Annotated in this window: 20 protein-coding genes and 1 pseudogene; 8 read left to right on the forward strand and 13 right to left on the reverse strand. The window is 44.3% G+C overall.

What is annotated here, in order from left to right; translation table 11 throughout:
- The first annotated feature begins 148 nt into the window (after nucleotides 1-148).
- From mlaE to murA, 6 genes are all read left to right on the forward strand, one after another.
- Nucleotides 149-931 (forward strand): lipid asymmetry maintenance ABC transporter permease subunit MlaE, encoded by a 783-nt coding sequence (gene mlaE, locus AAHH42_RS00990; protein WP_342221519.1) that lies wholly within the window; start codon nucleotides 149-151, stop codon nucleotides 929-931.
- A 3-nt stretch (nucleotides 932-934) separates the two neighbouring features.
- Entirely contained in the window at nucleotides 935-1435 is a 501-nt protein-coding gene (mlaD, locus tag AAHH42_RS00995) for an outer membrane lipid asymmetry maintenance protein MlaD (protein WP_072550511.1), read from the forward strand.
- A 95-nt stretch (nucleotides 1436-1530) separates the two neighbouring features.
- Entirely contained in the window at nucleotides 1531-2157 is a 627-nt protein-coding gene (gene mlaC / locus AAHH42_RS01000) for a phospholipid-binding protein MlaC (RefSeq protein ID WP_072550510.1), read from the forward strand.
- Nucleotides 2158-2159: 2 nt separating this feature from the next.
- On the forward strand, nucleotides 2160-2453 hold the full coding sequence (mlaB, locus tag AAHH42_RS01005; RefSeq protein ID WP_072550509.1) for a lipid asymmetry maintenance protein MlaB: 294 nt from the start codon (nucleotides 2160-2162) through the stop codon (nucleotides 2451-2453).
- Nucleotides 2454-2624: 171 nt separating this feature from the next.
- Entirely contained in the window at nucleotides 2625-2879 is a 255-nt protein-coding gene (locus AAHH42_RS01010; protein WP_072550541.1) for a BolA family protein, read from the forward strand.
- A gap of 201 nt (nucleotides 2880-3080) precedes the next feature.
- Nucleotides 3081-4352 (forward strand): UDP-N-acetylglucosamine 1-carboxyvinyltransferase, encoded by a 1272-nt coding sequence (murA, locus tag AAHH42_RS01015; RefSeq protein WP_072550508.1) that lies wholly within the window; start codon nucleotides 3081-3083, stop codon nucleotides 4350-4352.
- A 393-nt stretch (nucleotides 4353-4745) separates the two neighbouring features.
- Here the strand turns inward: murA and csrA are convergent, their stop codons facing one another.
- The 3 genes from csrA to AAHH42_RS01030 form a co-directional block, all read right to left on the reverse strand.
- Nucleotides 4746-4931 carry a carbon storage regulator CsrA gene (csrA, locus tag AAHH42_RS01020; RefSeq protein ID WP_072550507.1) on the reverse strand — a complete coding sequence of 62 codons (186 nt, stop codon included), beginning with the start codon at nucleotides 4929-4931 and terminating at the stop codon, nucleotides 4746-4748.
- Nucleotides 4932-5182: 251 nt separating this feature from the next.
- On the reverse strand, nucleotides 5183-7813 hold the full coding sequence (alaS, locus tag AAHH42_RS01025) for an alanine--tRNA ligase (RefSeq protein WP_342221520.1): 2631 nt from the start codon (nucleotides 7811-7813) through the stop codon (nucleotides 5183-5185).
- 371 nt (nucleotides 7814-8184) lie between these two features.
- The gene (locus AAHH42_RS01030; RefSeq protein WP_162860076.1) at nucleotides 8185-8361 is read right to left on the reverse strand and encodes a hypothetical protein; all 177 of its coding nucleotides are present in this window, start codon (nucleotides 8359-8361) and stop codon (nucleotides 8185-8187) included.
- Nucleotides 8362-8406: 45 nt separating this feature from the next.
- Between AAHH42_RS01030 and AAHH42_RS01035 the strand changes: the two genes are divergently transcribed.
- Nucleotides 8407-9429 carry an IS630 family transposase gene (locus AAHH42_RS01035; RefSeq protein WP_342222096.1) on the forward strand — a complete coding sequence of 341 codons (1023 nt, stop codon included), beginning with the start codon at nucleotides 8407-8409 and terminating at the stop codon, nucleotides 9427-9429.
- 52 nt (nucleotides 9430-9481) lie between these two features.
- Nucleotides 9482-10411: pseudogene (gene ampC / locus AAHH42_RS01040) on the forward strand (class C beta-lactamase).
- A gap of 23 nt (nucleotides 10412-10434) precedes the next feature.
- Here ampC and lpxB read toward each other — a convergent pair.
- The 10 genes from lpxB to ispC all read right to left on the reverse strand — a co-directional run bounded on the left by lpxB (nucleotide 10435) and on the right by ispC (nucleotide 21454).
- The gene (lpxB, locus tag AAHH42_RS01045; protein WP_072550727.1) at nucleotides 10435-11634 is read right to left on the reverse strand and encodes a lipid-A-disaccharide synthase; all 1200 of its coding nucleotides are present in this window, start codon (nucleotides 11632-11634) and stop codon (nucleotides 10435-10437) included.
- A gap of 3 nt (nucleotides 11635-11637) precedes the next feature.
- On the reverse strand, nucleotides 11638-12426 hold the full coding sequence (lpxA, locus tag AAHH42_RS01050; RefSeq protein ID WP_072550726.1) for an acyl-ACP--UDP-N-acetylglucosamine O-acyltransferase: 789 nt from the start codon (nucleotides 12424-12426) through the stop codon (nucleotides 11638-11640).
- Nucleotides 12423-12899: a 3-hydroxyacyl-ACP dehydratase FabZ gene (fabZ, locus tag AAHH42_RS01055; protein WP_162860075.1), complete on the reverse strand. Its 477-nt coding sequence runs from the start codon at nucleotides 12897-12899 to the stop codon at nucleotides 12423-12425. The genes lpxA and fabZ overlap by 4 nt, the downstream gene beginning before the upstream one ends.
- Before the next feature lie 133 nt (nucleotides 12900-13032).
- Nucleotides 13033-14100 carry a UDP-3-O-(3-hydroxymyristoyl)glucosamine N-acyltransferase gene (lpxD, locus tag AAHH42_RS01060; protein WP_072550724.1) on the reverse strand — a complete coding sequence of 356 codons (1068 nt, stop codon included), beginning with the start codon at nucleotides 14098-14100 and terminating at the stop codon, nucleotides 13033-13035.
- 3 nt (nucleotides 14101-14103) lie between these two features.
- Nucleotides 14104-14601 (reverse strand): molecular chaperone Skp, encoded by a 498-nt coding sequence (gene skp / locus AAHH42_RS01065; protein ID WP_342221521.1) that lies wholly within the window; start codon nucleotides 14599-14601, stop codon nucleotides 14104-14106.
- A 103-nt stretch (nucleotides 14602-14704) separates the two neighbouring features.
- Nucleotides 14705-17092, reverse strand: a complete 2388-nt coding sequence (gene bamA, locus AAHH42_RS01070; RefSeq protein WP_342221522.1) for an outer membrane protein assembly factor BamA — start codon at nucleotides 17090-17092, stop codon at nucleotides 14705-14707.
- A 34-nt stretch (nucleotides 17093-17126) separates the two neighbouring features.
- Nucleotides 17127-18482, reverse strand: a complete 1356-nt coding sequence (gene rseP, locus AAHH42_RS01075) for a sigma E protease regulator RseP (protein ID WP_342221523.1) — start codon at nucleotides 18480-18482, stop codon at nucleotides 17127-17129.
- A gap of 42 nt (nucleotides 18483-18524) precedes the next feature.
- A complete protein-coding gene (cdsA, locus tag AAHH42_RS01080; protein WP_072550720.1) occupies nucleotides 18525-19373 on the reverse strand; it encodes a phosphatidate cytidylyltransferase in 849 nt (282 codons plus the stop codon).
- A gap of 97 nt (nucleotides 19374-19470) precedes the next feature.
- Nucleotides 19471-20229, reverse strand: a complete 759-nt coding sequence (ispU, locus tag AAHH42_RS01085) for a (2E,6E)-farnesyl-diphosphate-specific ditrans,polycis-undecaprenyl-diphosphate synthase (RefSeq protein ID WP_342221524.1) — start codon at nucleotides 20227-20229, stop codon at nucleotides 19471-19473.
- Complete coding sequence (ispC, locus tag AAHH42_RS01090) at nucleotides 20207-21454, reverse strand: 1-deoxy-D-xylulose-5-phosphate reductoisomerase (protein ID WP_072550718.1); 1248 nt, start codon at nucleotides 21452-21454, stop codon at nucleotides 20207-20209. The genes ispU and ispC overlap by 23 nt, the downstream gene beginning before the upstream one ends.
- Between the last annotated feature and the right edge of the window lie 16 nt (nucleotides 21455-21470).

Raw genomic sequence — 21470 nt, forward strand, 5'->3', positions numbered from 1 at the left:
AAAAATGGGCGAAAAAGCGCAGTTTACTCTTTGCATACAACAAAAAGGGAGTAAATGAGCATTTTGAGCTCATTTTTGACGAATGACTTGACCAAAACACGGCGAGCACGAGAGATTGCGAACAGATTCTTAGGCCGATGGAGTGTTTATGTTAGTAAAAGCGTTAGCATACTTAGGTCGCCATGCAATAGATCTATGCGCGTCATTCGGTCGTGCCGGATTGATGTTGTTTAATGCATTGATAGGCAAACCTGAACCCCGTAAACAGTGGCCATTACTGCTGAAACAAATCCATAATCTGGGAATGCAATCGCTGCTAATTATTATGGTTTCCGGATTATTCATTGGTATGGTGCTAGGTTTACAAGGCTATTTAGTTTTGACGACTTATAGTGCAGAAGCCAGTTTAGGCATGATGGTAGCCTTGTCATTATTGAGAGAGTTGGGGCCGGTAGTCACTGCGCTACTGTTTGCTGGGCGGGCGGGATCAGCACTCACTGCCGAAATCGGCCTGATGAAAACCACCGAACAGATTTCTAGTTTGGAGATGATGGCTGTTGATCCGCTTCGGCGTGTGATCGCCCCTCGCTTTTGGGCGGGCGTGATCAGTATGCCACTATTAACAGCAATTTTTATCGCCATGGGAATAACAGGGGGTGCCATAGTTGCTGTTGATTGGAAAGGTATCGATGTTGGTTTTTTTTGGTCGGCGATGCAAAATACAGTTGAGTGGCGCGCTGATTTGCTAAATAGTCTGATTAAAAGCCTCGTATTCACCATTGCCGTGACCTGGATTGCATTATTTAATGGTTATGATGCGGTTCTTACCTCTGAAGGAATTAGCCAGGCCACGACCCGTACAGTGGTACATTCATCATTAGCGGTATTAGGATTGGATTTTGTGTTAACAACATTGATGTTCGGGAGTTAAGTGATGCAAACGAAGAAAAGTGAAATAGGGGTTGGCCTATTTGTTTTACTTGCCTTGGTTGCCACTATATTTATCTGTCTGAAAGTGGCAGGTATTAAATCGATTGGTAGTCAAGCCACTTACCGGATATACGCGACTTTCGATAATGTGGGTGGTCTAGGTGTCAATTCTCCGGTCAAAATTGGCGGTGTTGTGGTAGGACGAGTAGCCGTTATCTCTTTGGATGACAACAATTACAGTCCCCGTGTCGCTATGGATATCGAAGCAAATTATAACAGGATCCCGGACAGTAGCTCTTTGGCTATCAGAACATCCGGTTTATTGGGAGAGCAGTTCCTGGCACTGAACGTGGGATTCGAAGATGAAGAAATGGGCACGAATCTCTTAAAAGAAGGTAGCACCATCCAAAATACGAAATCTGCATTGATTTTAGAAGATTTAATTGGTCAGCTACTCTACAGCAGAGGCGAAAAAAATCAGGTTGTGTCATCAAAAAGTACGTGAGGGTTGCGAGCACCAGGTAACGCAGAATTTGTAGTACGTAGTAGATTTTGCAAAAAGTCTAATAGATTTCGAACAGGTTCTAAGAGGTGATAGGTATGTTTAAACGTTTATTAGTGATAATACTGTTGATGGTGGCACCACTGGCGAATGCCGTGGATCGAACTAACCCTTATCATTTGATGGAGGAAGTTGCCCAAAAAACCTTCGGTCGTTTGAAAGATGAGCAGCCAAAAATCAAACAAGATCCTAACTATCTGCGAACTATTGTACGTGAAGAATTATTACCTTTTATACAGATAAAATACGCGGGTGCTTTAGTATTGGGTCCTGACTATAAAGGAACCACTCCAGTACAGCGTGCAGCTTATTTCACTGCTTTTAGTTCATACCTGGAACAGGCATATGGGCAAGCATTAGCCATGTACCACAGTCAGAGTTACCAAATTACACCGGAAAAACCGTTAGGCGATGCGACCATTGTTGCCATCCGTGTCAGCATCATTGATCCGAATGGACGTCCACCTGTGCGTCTGGATTTCCAATGGCGTAAAAACAGTCAAACGGGATATTGGCAAGCTTTTGACATGGCTGTAGAGGGGGTAAGTATGATCACGACTAAGCAGAATGAATGGGCTTCTGTCTTACGTCAAAAGGGGGTAGAGGGTCTAACGGAACAGCTGCGTATCAGCGCGAAACAACCTATCACATTGGATAAAAAGTAATAATGACCGCTCAGCTTAGCTGGCAATTACGGCAAAATATCTTACTGTTACAGGGAGATTTAAATCGCGAAACACTGTTACCACTATGGCAACAGAGTGGTGCGCTGCTAGTTGGTATTCACTGTATTAATGTTGCGCAATTACAACGGGTCGATTCTTCAGGTCTGGCACTGTTGGTTCATTTACAACAAAGATCACATCAGCATGGCACGACCTTAACAATTTCTGGCATCAGTGAGCAATTGGCAACACTGGTTAAACTCTACAATTTACAGCAAATAATTTCTATTTATTAGACCTCTTGCAAAACCGTAGCCAGCGCTGTGCGAAGTCAAGGTGCCTGGAGCGCAGTAACTACGCGCGAGTAATGAGAATTGTGAGCACAGGGTAACGCAGAATTTGCAGCAGGTAGTAGGTTTTTCAAAAAGTCTACTGAAACATTGGATTAACAGGTAAATATGAACGTTATTGACACCACCGAAATTAAAAACGTACTGACACGAGGACTGTCATTACAAGAAGCTCACGTCAGCGCTCAAGGCAGCCATTTTGAGGTAATTGTTGTCGGTGATCTCTTCGCCACTATGAAGACAATACAAAGACACCGAGCTGTTTATACTCAATTAAATGAATATATCGTCAACGGTAGTATTCATGCGCTATCAATTAAAGCTTATACACCAGAAGAGTGGAAACGTAATCGCAAACTTCACGGTTTTTGACCTTTTGCATCTAAGAGCCTGTTTCAAATCTTCTTAAGCAATGCTCAGACGAGGAAAAAACGGGCGAAAAAGCGCAGTTTACGCTTTGTATACAACAAAAGGAGTAAATGAGCATTTTGAGCACGTTTTTGATGAATTACTTGACCGAAACACGGCGAGCACAAGAGATTTCGAATAGGTTCTAACAATAAAGGGCACATCGTGGATAAATTCCGTATACAAGGGCCAACTCGCTTGAGTGGTGAAGTCACTATTTCTGGTGCAAAAAATGCCGCTTTGCCAATATTATTTGCCTCATTATTGGCTGAGGAAACAGTGGAGTTACAGAATGTTCCACATCTTAGGGATATCGACACTACCATTAAATTACTCCGTTGCCTAGGTGTTAAAATTACACGTCAAGGCTCGCTATTGGTTGATGCGAGTCAGGTTGATCAGTTCTGTGCGCCTTATGAATTAGTGAAAACCATGCGTGCTTCAATTTGGGCGTTGGGGCCACTGGTGGCAAGATTTGGTAAAGCGGCAGTTTCTCTACCGGGTGGTTGTGCTATTGGCGCTCGCCCAGTTGACCTGCATATTAGTGGTTTGGAGCAACTGGGTGCCGAAATAATATTGGAACAAGGTTACGTCAAAGCATCAATACCAGGCTGGCCACAACGTCGCCTGCAAGGTGCACGTATCATTATGGATAAAGTCAGTGTCGGTGCAACGGTGACGACAATGAGCGCGGCCACGCTAGCGGATGGTACCACAGTGATTGAAAATGCGGCCTGTGAACCTGAAATTGTCGATACAGCACATTTTCTTAATATGTTGGGAGCAAGAATCAGTGGTGCAGGGACAAACAACATTACCATCGAAGGCGTTGATCGGCTAGCTGGTGGTCAGTATCCCATTCTGCCAGATCGGATTGAAACCGGTACCTTTTTGATTGCTGCAGCTATTTCAGGAGGCAAAATTGTCTGCCATAACGCTCGTCCAGATACTCTTGATACGGTAGTAGCCAAATTACTTGAAGCAGGTGCTGAAATAGATGTAGATAACAAACAAATTAGCCTGGATATGCATGGAAAACGTCCCAAAGCCGTCACTTTGTGTACTGCGCCACACCCGGGATTTCCAACAGATATGCAGGCACAATTCAGCTTGCTGAACCTGGTCGCAGAGGGGAGCAGTGTCATTACTGAAACTATTTTCGAAAACCGTTTTATGCACATACCTGAATTGATCCGGATGGGTGCAAAAGCAGAAATTGAGGGTAGCAACGTTACTTGTCATGGTGTCGTGCAACTCTCTGGTGCACAGGTCATGGCAACTGATCTGCGTGCTTCTGCCAGTCTGGTCTTGGCCGGCTGTATTGCCCATGGTGTCACTACCATCGACCGTATTTATCATATCGATCGCGGTTATGAGCGCATCGAAGATAAATTGAACGCCTTGGGTGCACAAATTGAGCGGGTAAAAAACAGTTGACGGTTGCTGACGAACCAGCCCATAGCACCCTCTAACGTCAGCCGATGTGTAAGGATCTGTTCGAAATCTCTCGTGCTCGCCGTGTTTTGGTCAAGTAATTCGTAAAAAATGGGCTCAAAATGCTCATTTACTCCCTTTTTGTTGTATACAAAGAGTGAACTGCGCTTTTTCACTCATTTTTCCCTCGTCTGAGCGGTCGCTTAAGAAGATTTAGAACAGGTTCTAAGACCCCAGAAATACGGGGTCTCCACTTAAAAAAGTAAGTTATTGGATGAAAGTGCGTACTTGTTGACGATTCTGTAATGTAAAATAGCGCTTATGTCTGGCCAAGCAAAACAGCATAGAGATAATATAAGCGACGGGCTTCGCAAAAAGCAAAGCCCTAATTCAGAATCAGTAATCCGGTGTGGCACGCTTTTCTGCTTGAATACGCTGATAGATTTCTTCACGGTGGACAGAAACTTCTTTCGGTGCATTTACACCAAGTCGTACTTGGTTGCCTTTAACTCCTAACACAGTAACCGTCACATCATCGCCAATCATGAGTGTTTCACCAATTCGACGAGTCAGAATAAGCATTCTTTGCTCCTTGAAAAATTAAAAGAGTCGGGTCTCTCAGTTTCCCCGCCATTATCTACCATACACCGTGAAAACATAAGCGACTGCATCTACATAAAATGTAAGCAGCTTGGTTGCTCCTAACCGATACAAGTTTAGTTGAATCGAACAATTTTGCGCTTAAGTTTACAACAGATATACGATACGAAATTAAAAAAACGCCATATGCGATATAGCAATATGGCGCACAGGTTCTAGTCGTCACTACCAACTTATAGTCGGGCGTTTACCCATGCTTCTACACTGATCAGCGCTGAAGGTAACGCTTCTACATTCGTTCCCCCTGCCTCTGCCATATCTGAACGCCCGCCACCTTTACCACCCACTTGCCCTGCGATATCTGCTATTAAGTCACCCGCTTTTACTTTATTGATCAAGTTCTTAGTGATACCGACAATTAGATTCACCTTATTATCTGTAGCCGTCGCCAACACAATAATTGCTGAACCCAATTGATTTTTTAGCGAGTCAACCACAGTACGCAGCATCTCTGGTGCAACGTTATCTAACTTCTTCACGAGGAGTTTCACACCCTTTATTTGTTTCACGTCAGCGAGTAGAGAAGCACTCTCCTGCGCCGTTTGCTTACCCTTAAGTTGGTGTAATTCTCTCTCCAAAGTTTTACCACGATCCTGTATCAAGCGGATTTTATCAAGCACATTATGGCTATCACCTTTAACCTGATGAGAAATTTTTTGTAACAAATCGCTTTCCTGATGTAGCAGTGCAATGGCTTTCTCACCAGTCACGGCTTCGATACGACGGATCCCTGCTGCTGTAGCTGATTCAGCGGTAATACGGAACAAACCAATATCACCGGTACGACTGGCATGCGTGCCACCACAAAGCTCGGTAGAAAAATCACCCATCACCAGAACACGCACCTGATCGTCGTATTTTTCACCAAATAACGCCAACGCTCCTCTTTTTTTGGCTACTTCCAATGCCATAATTTCAGTCTGTATAGGTTGATTACAGCGAATCTGGGCGTTGACAAGCGCCTCAACCTCGTGGATTTGCTTTTTCCCCATTGCTTGAGTATGAGAAAAATCGAAACGCAGGTATTTATCGTTGACCAAAGAGCCTTTCTGAGAAACGTGTTCGCCCAGCGTCTTACGCAGAGCAGCATGTAACAGATGTGTCGCTGAATGGTTTAAGCGAATACGATTACGACGGGCAGCATCAACAGTCGCATCAATTTTATCCTGCACACGCAAACATCCCTGAGTCAGCCGCCCCAGATGAGCAATAGCCTGACCATATTTCTGAGTATTTGCCACGACAAAATGGGCATCGGTAGTATTTTTCAGCTCACCGGTATCACCAACTTGCCCACCTGATTCAGCATAGAAAGGTGTTTTATCCAATACCACCACAGCTTCTTCGGTAGGATGAATTTCATTCACCGTCTTACCATTATGAAACAAGGCAGTTATCGTCGCCGGTTGTTGCATATGTTCATAGCCAGAAAACTGGCTTACGTTCTCAACACGGATCACATGACTGTAATCGACAGCAAAACCACCAGATTCACGAGCACGCCGACGTTGGGCTTGCATCGCTTGCTCAAATCCGGCTTCATCAACTTTAACAGCCCGCTCACGACACACATCAGCTGTTAAATCGATAGGGAAGCCGTAGGTATCATACAGCCGAAAAGCCGTTGTACCATCCAGTGTATCCCCTATCAATTTACTGAGTTCTTCATCCAATAAAGCTAAGCCACGTTCTAACGTACGGGCAAACTGTTCTTCTTCAGTCCGTAGTAACTGCTCAATCATTGACTGTCGACGTTTCAGTTCATCTGCCGCTGATCCCATAACAGCAATTAATGGAGCAACCAGTTTGTAGAAGAAAATATCTTTTGTACCTAGCATATTGCCATGACGGATAGCTCGCCGAATGATACGACGTAACACATAGCCACGGTTCTCGTTTGACGGTATAACACCATCAGAGATCAGAAAAGCACAGGAACGAATATGATCAGCGATAACCCGTAGAGATTGACTCGATAGATCGGTAATACCGATGATACTGGCAACAGCTGCAATTAAATCACGGAATAAGTCAATCTCATAATTGGAGTTCACGTGCTGTAATACAGCCGCAAGACGCTCTAATCCCATACCGGTATCAACCGATGGCTGAAATAATGGCAGCATCGTACCGTCACACTGGCGATCGAATTGCATAAAGACGATATTCCAGATCTCAATATAACGATCACCGTCTTCTTCAGGCGATCCAGGAGGCCCTCCAAAAATATGATCACCGTGATCATAGAAAATTTCGCTGCAAGGGCCACAAGGACCGGTATCTCCCATTTGCCAGAAGTTATCTGATGCAAATGCACTACCCTTATTATCACCAATACGAATAATGCGCTCATGGGGCACACCAATTTCGTTCGACCAGATATTATAAGCTTCATCATCAGTGTGATACACAGTTATCCAAAGCTTATTTTGGGGCAAATTGAACCATTGCTTACTGGTCAGTAGTTCCCAAGCAAAATGAATCGCTTCATGTTTAAAGTAATCACCGAAACTGAAATTGCCCAGCATTTCGAAGAAGGTATGATGACGTGCGGTATGACCTACATTTTTCAGATCATTATGTTTACCGCCAGCACGTATACAACGCTGAGACGTAGCAGCGCGAGAATAATCCCGTTTATCCAGGCCTAAAAAAACGTCTTTAAACTGATTCATCCCTGCATTGGTAAACAACAGAGTAGGATCATTGTCAGGGATCAAGAAACTGCTTGATACAATCCTGTGTCCCTTATTACGGAAGAAATCGAGAAACGCTTGACGGATCTCAGCGGTGCTCTTACTCATAATTTTCCCAAAGTGAAACTGGCAGAATGGTTTTTTACACCCTCCTCGTTCTAAAAATGCGAGGATCTTTACCGTGTTCAAACCACAGTCTAACAGTGCAAATATGCTGTTAAGGATCTAGAATATTGTGCGTCATTTTACACAAGGTCGATAAATTTGAAAACAGAGCCTAATACCTTTAGTGATTGTTATTCACCATTTTTTATCACGTTCAGAGTATAGCCATAGAGAACGAAAGACAAGGTAACATATTAAACCAATCTGGATTATAGTCTAACCCTAGGTAACCAGATTAAACCTTTTGGATCGAAGAGGGTAATTAAACGATGTATCGAGTTCATTGTTGTTCACTAAAAATTATAAAACTGTTGTCAATTTTTATCTGCATCCTCACAGCCAGTGGCTATGCTACCGCCAATGTAGAGTAATCCAGGATCAAAGACATAGTAAACAATACTATCCAACCATTGATAAAGAAATACAATATCCGGTGAATGGCGATCGCAGTAACCATCGATGGAAAAAATTATTTCTATACCCGTGATCAATGAAGATGCTTGATTTTGAAGTCGATAAGGATCATGCTCATAGCCATGAAAATAGAGCTGACTGCTGACCAGAAAATTACCCTCGAAGCCCAACATCGTCAAAGCCATGACCGCCGTGTCTGTGACAGGATCCGGTGTGTTTTGTTGTCCGCAGACGGCTGGACTCCCCCTATGATTGCTCACTCACAGCTCATTAATGAAACCACGGTGCGGCGCCACCTTACAGACTATCATAAACTCAACAAGCTCAAGCCTGAAAATGGCGGCTCCGATGGCTATCTCAATGCGGAACAGACCACGTCGCTGGTTGAACATCTCACCCAGCCGCTCTACCACCACAATCACCAAATTGTGGCGTATATCGCTGGACGCTGGAACATCACCTTTACCGTATCAGGTCTGTATAAAGGGTTGAAGCAGCATGGCTTTAGCTATAAAAAGCCGAAAGGTGTTCCGCATAAATTTGACGTTGAGAAACAGCAGCAATTTATAAAGACCTACAGCGAATTGAAAGACGCCGCGGGTAATGACCCCATACTGTTTATTGATGCCGTTCATCCGACACAAGCCACCAAAATAAGCTACGGCTGGATACGAAAAGGCCAGAATAAAACGATAGAGACCACCGGGAGCAGAACGCGGTTGAATATCATGGGAGCCTTGAACATCCAGAATGTGGCTAACCCCATAATCCGTGATGATGAGACGATTAACAGCGAAAATGTGGTTCACTTCCTGTCTGCCATTCGCGCGCATTATCCCATCACGACAACGGCACATGTGATCCTCGAGGGTGCAGGCTATCACCGTTCACAGCTTGTGCAAGACGCCGCGCTTACGTTGAATATCCAGCTTCATTACCTTCCGCCGTATAGCCCGAATCTAAACCCGATAGAGCGATTGTGGAAGGTGATGAATGAGCAAACACGAAACAATAGATATTACCCATCTAAACAGAGTTTTAAGAACGATATCTTAAACTTCTTTGAAGTGAAGCTACCACAAATGGCAAGTTCTCTGGTATCTCGCTTAAACGATAATTTCCAGGCGCTAAATCCTGCATCTTGATTTCACTTGGGTATATAACTATGGTGTTGCATCAAGAGAGAGCCAACAACGCATTACAAGTGAAACTCTTTTTGAAATCGGCTCGCTTAGCAAAACATTTACGGCAACATGGGCTTCTTATGAGCAAGTCAATGGTAACCTTTCGTTATCTGACAGTGCCAGCAAATATTTACCTTCCTTGAGTAGTAGCAGCTTTGACAACATCAGCCTACTAAATTTGGCTACACATACTGCCGGTGGCCTCCCGCTGCAAGTTCCTGACAATATTAGTAATACCGATTAATTAATGGATTATTTCAAACACGGGTAACCTGCTCATGTCGCTGGAACATACCGGACTTACTCAAATCTCAGTGTCGGTATGTTAGGCATGATCGCGGCTAATAGTATGCACGGGTCTTATGATGACACGATTGAAAAGAAATTATTCTCTGAACTTGGAATGAGACACCGTTACATTAATGTGCCAGAAAATAAGATGAAGGATTATGCACAAGGTTATAATAAAAAAGACATGCCCGTCAGGTTAAATACGGGTGTTCTAGTATCCGAAGCGTACGGGGTAAAATCCAACACCAGTGATTTGATCCGGTTTATTGAAACCAACATGCAAGTCGTTAAGGTTAACGAAAAGTTGCAACGTGCTATAACTGACACTCATATGGGATACTTCAAATCAGGCGAAATAACGCAGGATTTAATATGGGAGCAATACCCCTATCCGGTAAAGCTGGAACGGTTGTTAACCGGTAACTCCGATACGATGATCTATCAGAATACGCCAGTGGTCAAGTTAAGCCCCCCATTGCTGCCACAGGTGGATGTCCTGATCAACAAAACCGGGTCAACCAACGGCTTTGCAGCTTACGCTGCCTTTATCCCTATCAAAAAAATGGGCATTGTGGTACTGGCAAATAAATCTTATCCGATTGCTCCGAGAGTGACTGCTGCTTATCAAATATTAACTCAGCTGGATAATTAGACTACATTGCAAAACCGATTGTCCTAACTGCCGGTATCTATTGAAAAGATAAGGTCATTTGACTCTTGTCTTACTAATTCGAGGATTGCTTGAGCGGCTTGCTGATCAGCACCGCAACGGATGTCTTGATGTAAAGTCAAAAAGCGTTCTTTCAGTGCTACAACAGTTTTTTCTTCGGTTAATAATGGCAATAGCGCATTGGCGAGTTTTTGTGGTTGGCAATCCTGTTGCAATAATTCAGTGACCAACTCTTCTCCTGCCAGTAGATTGGGCAGTGAGACATAAGGTGTTTTCACCCATCGTTTTGCTAGCCAGAAAGTGAAAGGCCGCATACGGTAAGCGACGACCATCGGGCACTTGGCCAGCATACATTCCAGTGCCGCTGTTCCTGAAGCAAGTAATGTGGCATCACTGGCGGTCATGGCACGGCCCGCCTGACCATCGAGCAGATGTAGTGGTAAATCTGGCGCTATTTTAGTTTTAATGGCGATGAATTGTTGCCGTCGTTGAGGGTTAACCAGTGGCACCAGTACCTGAAGATCGGGAAATTGTTGACGCAGTAGCGTCGCGGTAAGGAGAAAATCGGCACTCAACATGGCGACTTCCGCATGGCGACTGCCTGGTAATAATGCCAGGCAGCGGCTATCGGCGGCAATACCGAGCGCCGCTCTTGCTGCTTGCTGATCAGGTATTAGCGGCATGGCATCAGCCATAGTATGACCGATAAAACGACAGGGAACCTTGAAACGGTCGTAAAACGCTTTTTCGAAAGGCAGCAACGCCAAAACCATATCTGTGGCCTTAGCTATTTTTAAAATGCGTTTTTGCCGCCAGGCCCAGACTGATGGGCTGACATAATGGAGGGTACGAATACCCTGTTGTTTCAAATACCGTTCAAGATTGATATTAAAATCAGGTGCGTCGATGCCGATAAAAATATCAGGATTGAGTTTGGTAAAGCGCTGACCAAGATCACGGCGAATTTTGAGTAAGCGTGGTAAACGGCCTAACACTTCGACCACGCCCATCACCGCCAATTCTTCCATTTGATACCATGTTTCGCAGCCTTCGGCCTGCATCAAGGGACCGGTAATACCAACAAAGTGTGCATCAGGAACCTGCGCTTTCAAGGCGCGCATTAATCCGGCGGCTAAAATATCACCTGAGGTCTCTCCGGCAACTAATCCGATGGTCAACGGACGATTTTGCAGATGATTTTGCATAAGTTAGCGGATGATACCTCGAGTCGAACGGGCAAAGAAATCAGTGAACAATTTTAGTGCGGGCTTTTTTTCTGCCAGTATTGCTATTTCGTTTTTTGCTTCTTCAAACGTTTTTTTACTACGATACAATAATTTATGAGCTTCACTGATAGCACTGCGGAATTCCCTGTCAAAACCACGGCGTTTTAATCCTTCGATATTAACCCCAAAAGGTGTTGCATGATTACCCTGAGCAACCATACAGGGTGGTACATCCTGAGCAACGCCCGAACAGCCACCGACCATCACATGAGCGCCAATCACGCAAAATTGATGTATCGCCGTCATCCCGCCGATAATCGCATAATCACCTATGTTGACATGTCCCCCCAAAGTTGCATTATTAGCCAAAACACAGTTGTTACCAACCAGACAATCATGAGCAACATGAGTATTAACCATTAGCAGGTTACCATTGCCGATTTTAGTTAGCCCTCCACCTTGTATTGTACCCCGGTGGATAGAAACGCTCTCGCGGATACGGTTGTGATCACCGATCTCAACACGGGTGGGTTCCCCTGCGTATTTTAAGTCTTGGTTGACTTCACCAATGGAAGCAAACTGATAAATTTGATTATGGCAACCAATTTTTGTGATGCCGTTAATAACAATATGAGATTTAAGTTCTGTACCCGTGCCGATTTCTACCTTGGAGCCGATAAAACAGAAAGGGCCGACAGTGACGTTGGCAGCAATAACCGCACCCTTTTCGACGATAGCTGTTGGATGGATAACAGGGGTTTTATTAATCACTGACCTTGTTCTCCAGGCGTTTTTTGCTGACTACGTGCACAGGTCATGGTGGCTTCACAGACGACGTTGCCATCAACTTTGGCGACACCGTCGAAACAGGTGATACCACAGCGTGTTCTACCAAATGTCACTTCCAAAATCATCTGGTCTCCAGGTGTGACCGGACGTTTAAAGCGTGCTTTGTCAATACCGGTAAAATAGAAAATCTCACCAGATTTAAGCTCACCATAGCTTTTAAAAGCGAGGATCCCGGTTGCCTGTGCTAGCGCTTCCAGAATCAGTACGCCGGGGAAAATAGGCTTACCGGGAAAATGTCCTTGGAAAAAAGGCTCGTTAAAAGAAACGTTTTTTGTCGCTCGTAGAAATTTGCATTTTTCAAATTCCAAAACACGATCGACCAACAAAAATGGATAACGATGCGGGAGCAGTGTCAAAATCTCTTCAATATGCAGAGGATCGTTGTTTGTAGTCAAAATACTTTTCCTGTCTAAAAAACTGATGGCATTAATAGCATGGTTGCGTTGATCCCAATTTTTTTCTAAATATAGATCAAGCAGATAAGCTGAAAATTGGCAACTGTGCAGTACTTTTTTGGCAGTGTATCTCTTATTTACTTAGAGCATCATCAGACGATGCGGGATCTTTATCGATGTGACGTTCAACCTTTTTTAAACGTTGGTTTATTTTATCGATACTCATCACCAATGCTGCCGTTTTACGCCAGGTTTTATTGGGTTGCAAGGGAACACCCGAAGAGTATATCCCAGGCTCGGTAATAGGGCGCATTACCATTCCCATTCCTGTGATCACCACCTTATCTGCAATTTCCATATGACCGTTGATGACACTGGCACCACCTATCTGACAATAGCGCCCAATTTTCAGGCTACCTGCCATAATGACTCCACCAGCAATAGCCGTATTTTCTCCAATCACCACGTTATGTGCAATCTGGCATTGATTATCAATGATGACACCATTGCCAATAACGGTGTTATCCAGTGCGCCGCGATCAATGGTAGTGCAAGCGCCAATTTCAACATGATTACCAATTTGTACCGTACCCAATTGTGGGATTTTAATCCACTTGCCGCTTTCATTGGCGTAACCAAAACCATCGGCACCAATGACACTACCTGCATGGATAAGACAATACTGTCCGATCTCAACTTCATGATAAAGTGCAACATTAGCCCATAAACGGCTACCGGTGCCAATACGTGCATTTTTACCGATAAAACAACCCGCACCAATGATCACGTGATCACCTAGTATTACGCCGGATTCGATAACAGTATTTGCGCCAATAGAAACCTGTCTTCCTATCGTCGCCTGTGGTGAAACTACGGCACTGGGTGCGATGCCCTGAGCAGGTTGAGGTGTAGTATCCATTATTTGTGCTATGTGTGCATAGGCAACATAAGGATTGTTAACGACTAGGGCTGTCATTTGGCAAAATGGTAAATCTGTCTCAGTGAGCACTACGACGCTGGCTTGGCAAGTAACCAGTTGTTCACGGTTGCGGCTGTTTGACAAAAACGTGATTTGTCCTGCTTGAGCAGAATGCATTGATGCAATACCGGTGATGACGAGATTGCCATCACCCTGTACCTGTGCATGCAAGCCCTTTTCTGCCAATTTTTGGACGAGGTCAGCCACTCGCATTGAAAACATGGGTTATTTAACCTCTTTCAGTACGTCAGCCGTGATATCTTTAGACGGTAACGCATAGACCACAGCACTTACGTCGATCACCATGTCATAACTTTTTTTCGTCGCTACTGTTTTCACTGCATCTTGAATACGACTCAAAATTTTATTGCGTTCTTCCGTTTGACGACGACGATTGTCTATCTCGAATGTTTGTGCTTTGTTGCTGAATGTTTCACGCTGCTCCATAATATTTTTTTCCATGCTGCTAATATCACTGGTTTTCATGATGCTTCGATCACGTTGCAATTTTTCCATATCAGTCCGCAGTTTTTCTTCCATGCTTTTTAGATCTGTTGCACGTCCTTTAAATTCATTCTCCAATTGTTTGGCTACAGCCTCACGTGCAGGTAATTTTTGGAAAATCTGCGCGACGTTAACAATGGCAATTTTGTCACCAGCTTGGACGCCAGCCGATGTCATTAATGCTAAACCAAGACCTGTGGCATATAACCATTTTTTCATTACCATCTCCTTACATACCTTTTATGTGTAGTCATACCTTGTAACACACATAACACCGGCAAAGCACGGTGTTCATGCGTTTTCTCATCATATTCGAATTGAGTTACCAGGTTTTACCAATATTAAACTGGAATTGCTCTGATTTGTCGCCAGGGTAGTCTTTAATCGGTTTGGCATAGGAAAAGACCAAAGGAGCCAGTGGCGACATCCATTGTAGTGCGACCCCCGCAGAGACACGGACATTATTTCGATTGCTGTAGTCTGGAATGTCTGCTGCGCGTGTTTGTGCTGTATTCTTCCAGTCGGTATCCCACACTGTGCCCGAATCGATAAAGAAAGAAGTACGTATTGAGTTAGCGTATTTTTCGCTGATAAAGGGGGTGGGTGTGATCAATTCTATACTGGCTACTGCCATTGCATTACCCCCGATCGCATCAGTAGATTTGTTTATCTTGGCACCGTTATCGGCATAATATGCTGCCTTAGGCCCGATGTTGTTTGAACGGAAACCGCGCACAGTACTGGATCCCCCCGCATAGAAATTCTCGTAAAATGGCATTTCTTTTGCGCCAATACCGCCACCATAACCGAGGAGTCCACGACCTAATACCACCCATGAATGATTTTCATCCAATGGTAGGTAGGCCGATGTATTAAGAGTAACTTTATAGAATTCGTTACCTGATCCCGGCAGGGTAACTTTACCACTTAGTGACGATTTTACCCCTGATGTTGGGAAGAAACCTCGGTCGAGACTGTTATAAGACCAGCCGCTGCTTAAGGTAAAATCATTAGTGGTAAAATTGGTACGATCAACGTAGTTAACATCTTGCTTTACTGATTTCAGATAACGCCACATGGAAACCTGGGGTTGCATATCAGATAAGCTGTTGTGGGCATACCCCATACCTATTCGTAATGAATTGTTCTCGTTGATTGGAAAGCCAAGCGTTCCATCTAAACCATAACTGCTGTTGGTATAGCTAGATAAATCAGCTTTACCTGCTTTGAAATTGTCATAGAAAATACGCCCACCCAGACTGACACCATTCACGGTGAAATAAGGATCGGTTAAAGTAAATTCTGCGTAACTCCGGTAATCATTTTTACTGGCATTGATACCCACGCTATTACCCGTGCCCAGCCAGTTATCCTGTGAGGCACCAACCTGGTAGCTGATACCACTTTCTGTACCGTAACCCAGGCCAAAATTAAGGCTGCCGGTGTTACGTTCATTCACTTTGTAAATGACATCTACTTGATCAACGGTACCTGGTACCCGTTGTGTTTCCACGTCAACACTTTCGAAATAACCTAACCGATTCAGGCGCTCTTTGCCTTGTTCGATTTGATCATTCCCCAACCAGGCACCTTCCATTTGACGCATTTCACGACGTAAAACGGAATCTTTACTGGTGTTGTTACCTTGAAAACGAATATGGCGCACGTAAAAGCGACGACCCGCCTCCAAGTTGATACGTAGTGTTACTGTTTTATCCACATCGTTAATTTCCGGCTGGCTGATTACTGTCGGATAAGCATAACCATAACGGGCCAACATTTTCTTGATGTCGTTTTCCATACGGGTAACTTTGCTGCCGTTGTACCACTCGCCTGGTTTAATCTGAATCAGTTTTTCGGCTTCCGATTGGTGATCGGCCAGATTACCACTTACCGTTACTTTATTGAACTTATAGGGCTTGCCTTCGGTAATATTGACCGTGATGTAGATGCTTTTTTTATCTGGCGTCAAACTTACCTGAGTAGAGTCGATATTAAAACGGACATAGCCCCGATCCAGATAGAAGCTACGTAAGCTTTCTAGATCACCCGCCAGTTTTTGTTTTTGATATTTACGATTGCCTAGCAGGTTCCACCAAGGAACTTCATCGTGGAGTTGAAAGCGCGAAATCAGTTCATCGTTGGTAAAGGCATGGTTGCCGACAATATTAATCTGCTTGATTTTCGCCGCGACACCTTCAATAAATACCAGTTTGAGATCAATACGATTACGGGGCAAAGGGGTAACAATGGCTTTGACCGAAGCATTATATTTACCGGCGCTGTAATAAAAATCTTCCAATCCTTTTTCAATATTTGATAAGGTTGTACGATCCAATGCTTCACCTACCCGAACACCTGAAGCTTGTAAGTTTTGTTTCAGCATATCTGCTTTTACCGATTTGTTGCCGGAAAAAGTGATATTAGCAATGGTTGGTCGTTCTTTGACTTGAACAACCAATGTATTCCCATCACGTAAGACTTGGATGTCTTCAAAACTGCCGGTGGCAAATAATGCACGGATAATTCTACCGGTATCTTCATCATCGACAGTATCACCGACACGCACCGGCATATTAAGCAACGCGGCACCAACGGCTACGCGCTGTAAGCCCTCGAAATGAATATCTTTCACCACGAACGAACCTGCCCCGTACACGGTGGCGCTGCCAAACAGCAGCGACGCTATGAGCAATTTTTTCATCACCATCGTTGTTACGCGCTCTTCTTATTATCTCCAACCTTTAAAAGCGGGAGAAGTCATTGAAAAGTGCAAGCCCCATCAACAACACCAGCAAAATTGAACCGATGCGGAAGCTGACGTCTTGTACTCGTTCGGAAAGCGGTTCACCTTTTAGCTTTTCTATCGTTAAGAAAAGCAGATGACCGCCATCTAATACTGGCAATGGGAATAGATTAATGATCCCTAAATTGACACTAATGAGTGTCAGGAACATGAGGTAATACACAAATCCATACTGAGCTGAAGCTCCCGCTCCCTGTGCAATCGATATCGGGCCACTCAGGTTATTCAGCTTAACATCACCAGTAATCAGTTTTCGCAGCATGTTGACCGTCAATCGCGTGAGTTGCCAGGTTTGATCGAAGGCCTGATACAGTGCAGAAAGCGGATCATATTGGCGAACTATTCTGTATTCCTGTGCTAGTGGTATCATTTGCGGTACGACACCGGCAAAACCTTGAGTGGGTGTGATATCTCCTGGAATGGCATCAGGTATCAGAGTCAAAAATAAGGGTGTTCCTTTTCTTTCAATTTCTAATGCTAAAGGTTTATTAGGGTTATTACGTATCAAGGTGACAAATAATGACCAACTATTGACTAATTGGTTACCCACTTTAACTATCTTATCTCCCACTTGTAAACCTGCCTTTTGTGCAGCCGAACCCGATCGAACTTCTGCCAGTACTGACTGAACCTGTGGACCTAGAGGAAGAATACCTAACGTGGCTATGGGATCCTGTTTATCCGCTTCGAATTTCCACTGCTTTAGATCCAGAATTTTTTGCACTACACCACCAGAGCCGGGGGGAGTAACACCTATTTTAACCTGGTCATCACCGATTTTGCCCATCAGTGCCAGTCGAACAGCATCCCAATCTCGTGTTTCTCTATTATCGACTGTTTTCAGCTCCATCCCTGGCAAAATACGTGCCTGCGCTGCGATGGATTGTTCAAGAACATCACCAACAACCGGCCGTACACTCGGCACACCGATGACAAATACCAGCCAGTAAGCAAGGATAGCAAAAAGAAAATTAGCAATAGGTCCGGCACTAATAATAGCTGCACGTTGTAGAATTGTCTTGTTATTAAAAGCCTGATGACGGAACTCCGGTGCGACAGCTGTGATAGATTCATCAAGCATTTTAACGTAACCGCCCAACGGGATCAGGGCGACGACATACTTCGTACCTTGACGATCAATACGTTGCCACAGGGGTTTACCAAAACCAATGGAAAAACATTCCACCTTGACACCACAACGGCGTGCTACCCAAAAATGACCAAACTCATGGACGGTAATTAAAACACCCAATGCAAGGATGAAGGCACTCAAGCTCCACAATATATGTATCATAATCACTACATTCCTTGCTTAAGAGCCTATTCGAAATCTATTTTAAAACACTAACAGCATCAAGCAAGTGAACACGGGTACAGCGGCGGTCAAGCTATCGATACGATCCAATATGCCGCCATGTCCTGGAATTAAATGACCGCTGTCTTTAATCCCCGCTTCGCGTTTAAACATACTTTCGCTCAGATCACCCAGTACGGATGCAAGTGCTGCCACAACAGAGCAAATTAAAAGCTTTTTATGGCTCAACTCCAGTGGTGCATAGTGGCTAAACAGACAGGATATTAAGGCAGAAGTCAGTAAACCACCCAATAATCCTTCCCAAGTCTTGGCAGGAGAGACTTTCACCACCAATTTATGTTTACCAAACGTTTTACCAAAAAAATAAGCACCAGAATCTGCACCCCATACTAATAACATTAGGTAAAGTAACCACCAGGCTCCAGCGGTATGACTCTGTTGGTAATCATATTGACGCAGGGCAAACATCCCGCAAAAGAACGGAACAATGGTAAGAACGCCAAAGATGATAGTCAAAATACGCGAATTACGCCAGAAAACCGCTGAACGTGGATAAGTGAGCACTAATATCAGCGCTGTTAACCACCACCCCAGGGAGATCCAAAGTGGTATACCAATCTGCAGTAGATCCACTGAATATTGATGCCTAGGGATACTCAATAACATCACAACGAGGAGCAAACCGCATAGGATAGCCAGGCAAAGACGTTGACCACTGTTGACAAACCCTGCTAACTGCCCCCACTCCCAAGCGGCTAGCATACAGACCATTAAGATGACGCCGGCAAAGGCAGTGGGTGGTAGAAGAAATAGCACGCCGATAACCATGGGGATCAAAATCAACGCAGTAATAAGACGAGGCTTCAGCAAAAGTTCCCCCTAAGAAGCTAGTCGAAATCATCATGAGCATCGCTCAGACGAGGAAAAAATCGGCGAAAAAATGCAATTTTTAGGTGTAATTCTGAATTTATGTCATGTTGTCTACGGGTGATGCTCCACCGAAACGACGTTCACGTTGTGCAAATTCATCCAGTGCCCTTTTAAAGATGTTTTCATCAAAATCAGGCCAGAGTACATCGGTAAAATAAAGTTCAGCATAGGCTATTTGCCACAATAAAAAATTACTGATGCGACGCTCGCCACCCGTTCTGATTACTAAATCGACCGGAGATCGTGTGCTCATGCAGCGATTAATTAATTCCTCATCAAGATCATCAGGTTGTAACAATCCTTGCTGAACCTGTCGAGCTAAATGGCGCATACTCTGCATAATATCCCAACGTCCGCCATAATTGGCTGCGATGTTGAGTTGCAACCCATTATTATTTTCTGTCAGTACTTCAACACTCTGAATACGATCCCGTAAGCGCGGATCAAAACGGCTGGTATCGCCGATGATATGTAAGCAGACCTTATTTTCATGTAGACTTTTTACCTCTTTGTCTAAGGCATACATAAAAAGTTTCATTAATGCGCTGACTTCATCAGCAGGACGATGCCAATTCTCACTGCTAAATGCGTAAAGTGTCAGCGCCTTCAACCCCTGTTTTGCGGCAAAACTAACCGCTCGGCGCACGGATTTCAATCCTGCTTTATGACCGAAGGGCCTCATTTTCCCTTGAGATTTTGCCCAGCGACCATTGCCGTCCATAATAATAGCAATATGACGCGGCAATCGCTGCGCCAGGGAGGGCAAACTCGCCTTATCTGCATTTTTGGACGACATGGTTCGAACTGATTCCCTTAGTAAAATAATTTTTTTCCAATGCTGCGATACTTCTCTTTGCTTCATCACGAGCTTCGGTGTCGATGTCTAAAACCTCTTCTACGCTGGTTGGATCGAGCAAACTCAGCCTTTCAACAACCTGGTGGTTCACTGTTGCAATATCAGTAAAACGAATAGAGCCGTTGAGAAACGCTTGCACTGCAACTTCATTGGCTGCATTAAGCGTGGTGGTCGCAGCCTGACCTTTATTACAGGCGTCAATCGCTAACTGTAGGCAAGGATAACGATTCTTATCAGGCTTGGCAAAGGTCAGCGTTCCAATACTACATAGATCGAGTGGCTTGACGGTCAATTTTATCCGTTCGGGGTAAGTCATCGCATAAGCAATCGGGATACACATATCAGGAGTGCCTAATTGAGCTAATAGGTTGCCGTCGTTATAACGTACCATAGAATGAATCACTGATTGTGGATGTAAAACAACTTCTACCTGTTTACTTGAAGCGTTAAATAACCAGCGTGCCTCAATATATTCCAAACCTTTATTCATCATGGTAGCTGAATCCACGGAAATCTTGAGCCCCATACTCCAATTCGGATGGGCGCAGGCTTGATAAGGAGTAACATCAGCGAGTTGTGCCAAAGGTATTTCACGTAACGCCCCACCGGAGGCTGTCAAAATAATACCTGAAACCCCATATTCAGCTAAATCAGCATGACCTAATTGTTGTTGGACCCGCTCCGGTAGACATTGAAAAATAGCATTGTGTTCACTGTCGATCGGCAATAATTGAGCACCATTTTTTTGCACTTCCTCCATAAATAGACGACCGCAGGTGACCACCGACTCTTTGTTGGCTAATAACACCTGTTTACCCGCCCGAATCGCCGACAAGGTAGGCAATAACCCAGCGACACCAACGATAGCAGCCATCACCTGATCAACATCATTTAATGCTGCCAGTTCACCGATGCACTGCTCGCCAAAAGAAACTTCAGTTTTTATCCCGTGTTCTGCCAATGAAGTACGCAGGGAGAGTGCTGAGTGTTTATCAGCCATCGCAGCATAAAGCGGCTTGAATTCCTGACATTGCGTGACCATCCGTTTGACATTACGACCACCAACTAATGCTGTCACGGTAAACCGAGAGCGATTAGCTCGTACTACGTCCAAAGTACTACAGCCGATGGAACCGGTAGAACCAAGAATAGCCAATCTCTTCATGAATACACTCTGAATA

Source organism: Candidatus Fukatsuia endosymbiont of Tuberolachnus salignus (assembly GCF_964030845.1).
Classification (GTDB): Bacteria; Pseudomonadota; Gammaproteobacteria; order Enterobacterales; family Enterobacteriaceae; genus Fukatsuia; species Fukatsuia symbiotica.

Bases quoted from the DNA above. Each gene is read 5' to 3' on its own strand.
- mlaE (WP_342221519.1), top strand. From the start codon at position 149: ATGTTAGTAAAAGCGTTAGCATACTTAGGTCGCCATGCAATAGATCTA.
- mlaD (WP_072550511.1), top strand. From the start codon at position 935: ATGCAAACGAAGAAAAGTGAAATAGGGGTTGGCCTATTTGTTTTACTT.
- mlaC (WP_072550510.1), top strand. From the start codon at position 1,531: ATGTTTAAACGTTTATTAGTGATAATACTGTTGATGGTGGCACCACTG.
- mlaB (WP_072550509.1), top strand. From the start codon at position 2,160: ATGACCGCTCAGCTTAGCTGGCAATTACGGCAAAATATCTTACTGTTA.
- csrA (WP_072550507.1), bottom strand. From the start codon at position 4,931: ATGCTTATTCTGACTCGTCGAATTGGTGAAACACTCATGATTGGCGAT.
- alaS (WP_342221520.1), bottom strand. From the start codon at position 7,813: ATGAGTAAGAGCACCGCTGAGATCCGTCAAGCGTTTCTCGATTTCTTC.
- AAHH42_RS01035 (WP_342222096.1), top strand. From the start codon at position 8,407: ATGAAAATAGAGCTGACTGCTGACCAGAAAATTACCCTCGAAGCCCAA.
- lpxB (WP_072550727.1), bottom strand. From the start codon at position 11,634: ATGCAAAATCATCTGCAAAATCGTCCGTTGACCATCGGATTAGTTGCC.
- lpxD (WP_072550724.1), bottom strand. From the start codon at position 14,100: ATGTTTTCAATGCGAGTGGCTGACCTCGTCCAAAAATTGGCAGAAAAG.
- skp (WP_342221521.1), bottom strand. From the start codon at position 14,601: ATGAAAAAATGGTTATATGCCACAGGTCTTGGTTTAGCATTAATGACA.
- bamA (WP_342221522.1), bottom strand. From the start codon at position 17,092: ATGGTGATGAAAAAATTGCTCATAGCGTCGCTGCTGTTTGGCAGCGCC.
- rseP (WP_342221523.1), bottom strand. From the start codon at position 18,482: ATGATACATATATTGTGGAGCTTGAGTGCCTTCATCCTTGCATTGGGT.
- ispU (WP_342221524.1), bottom strand. From the start codon at position 20,229: ATGTCGTCCAAAAATGCAGATAAGGCGAGTTTGCCCTCCCTGGCGCAG.
- ispC (WP_072550718.1), bottom strand. From the start codon at position 21,454: ATGAAGAGATTGGCTATTCTTGGTTCTACCGGTTCCATCGGCTGTAGT.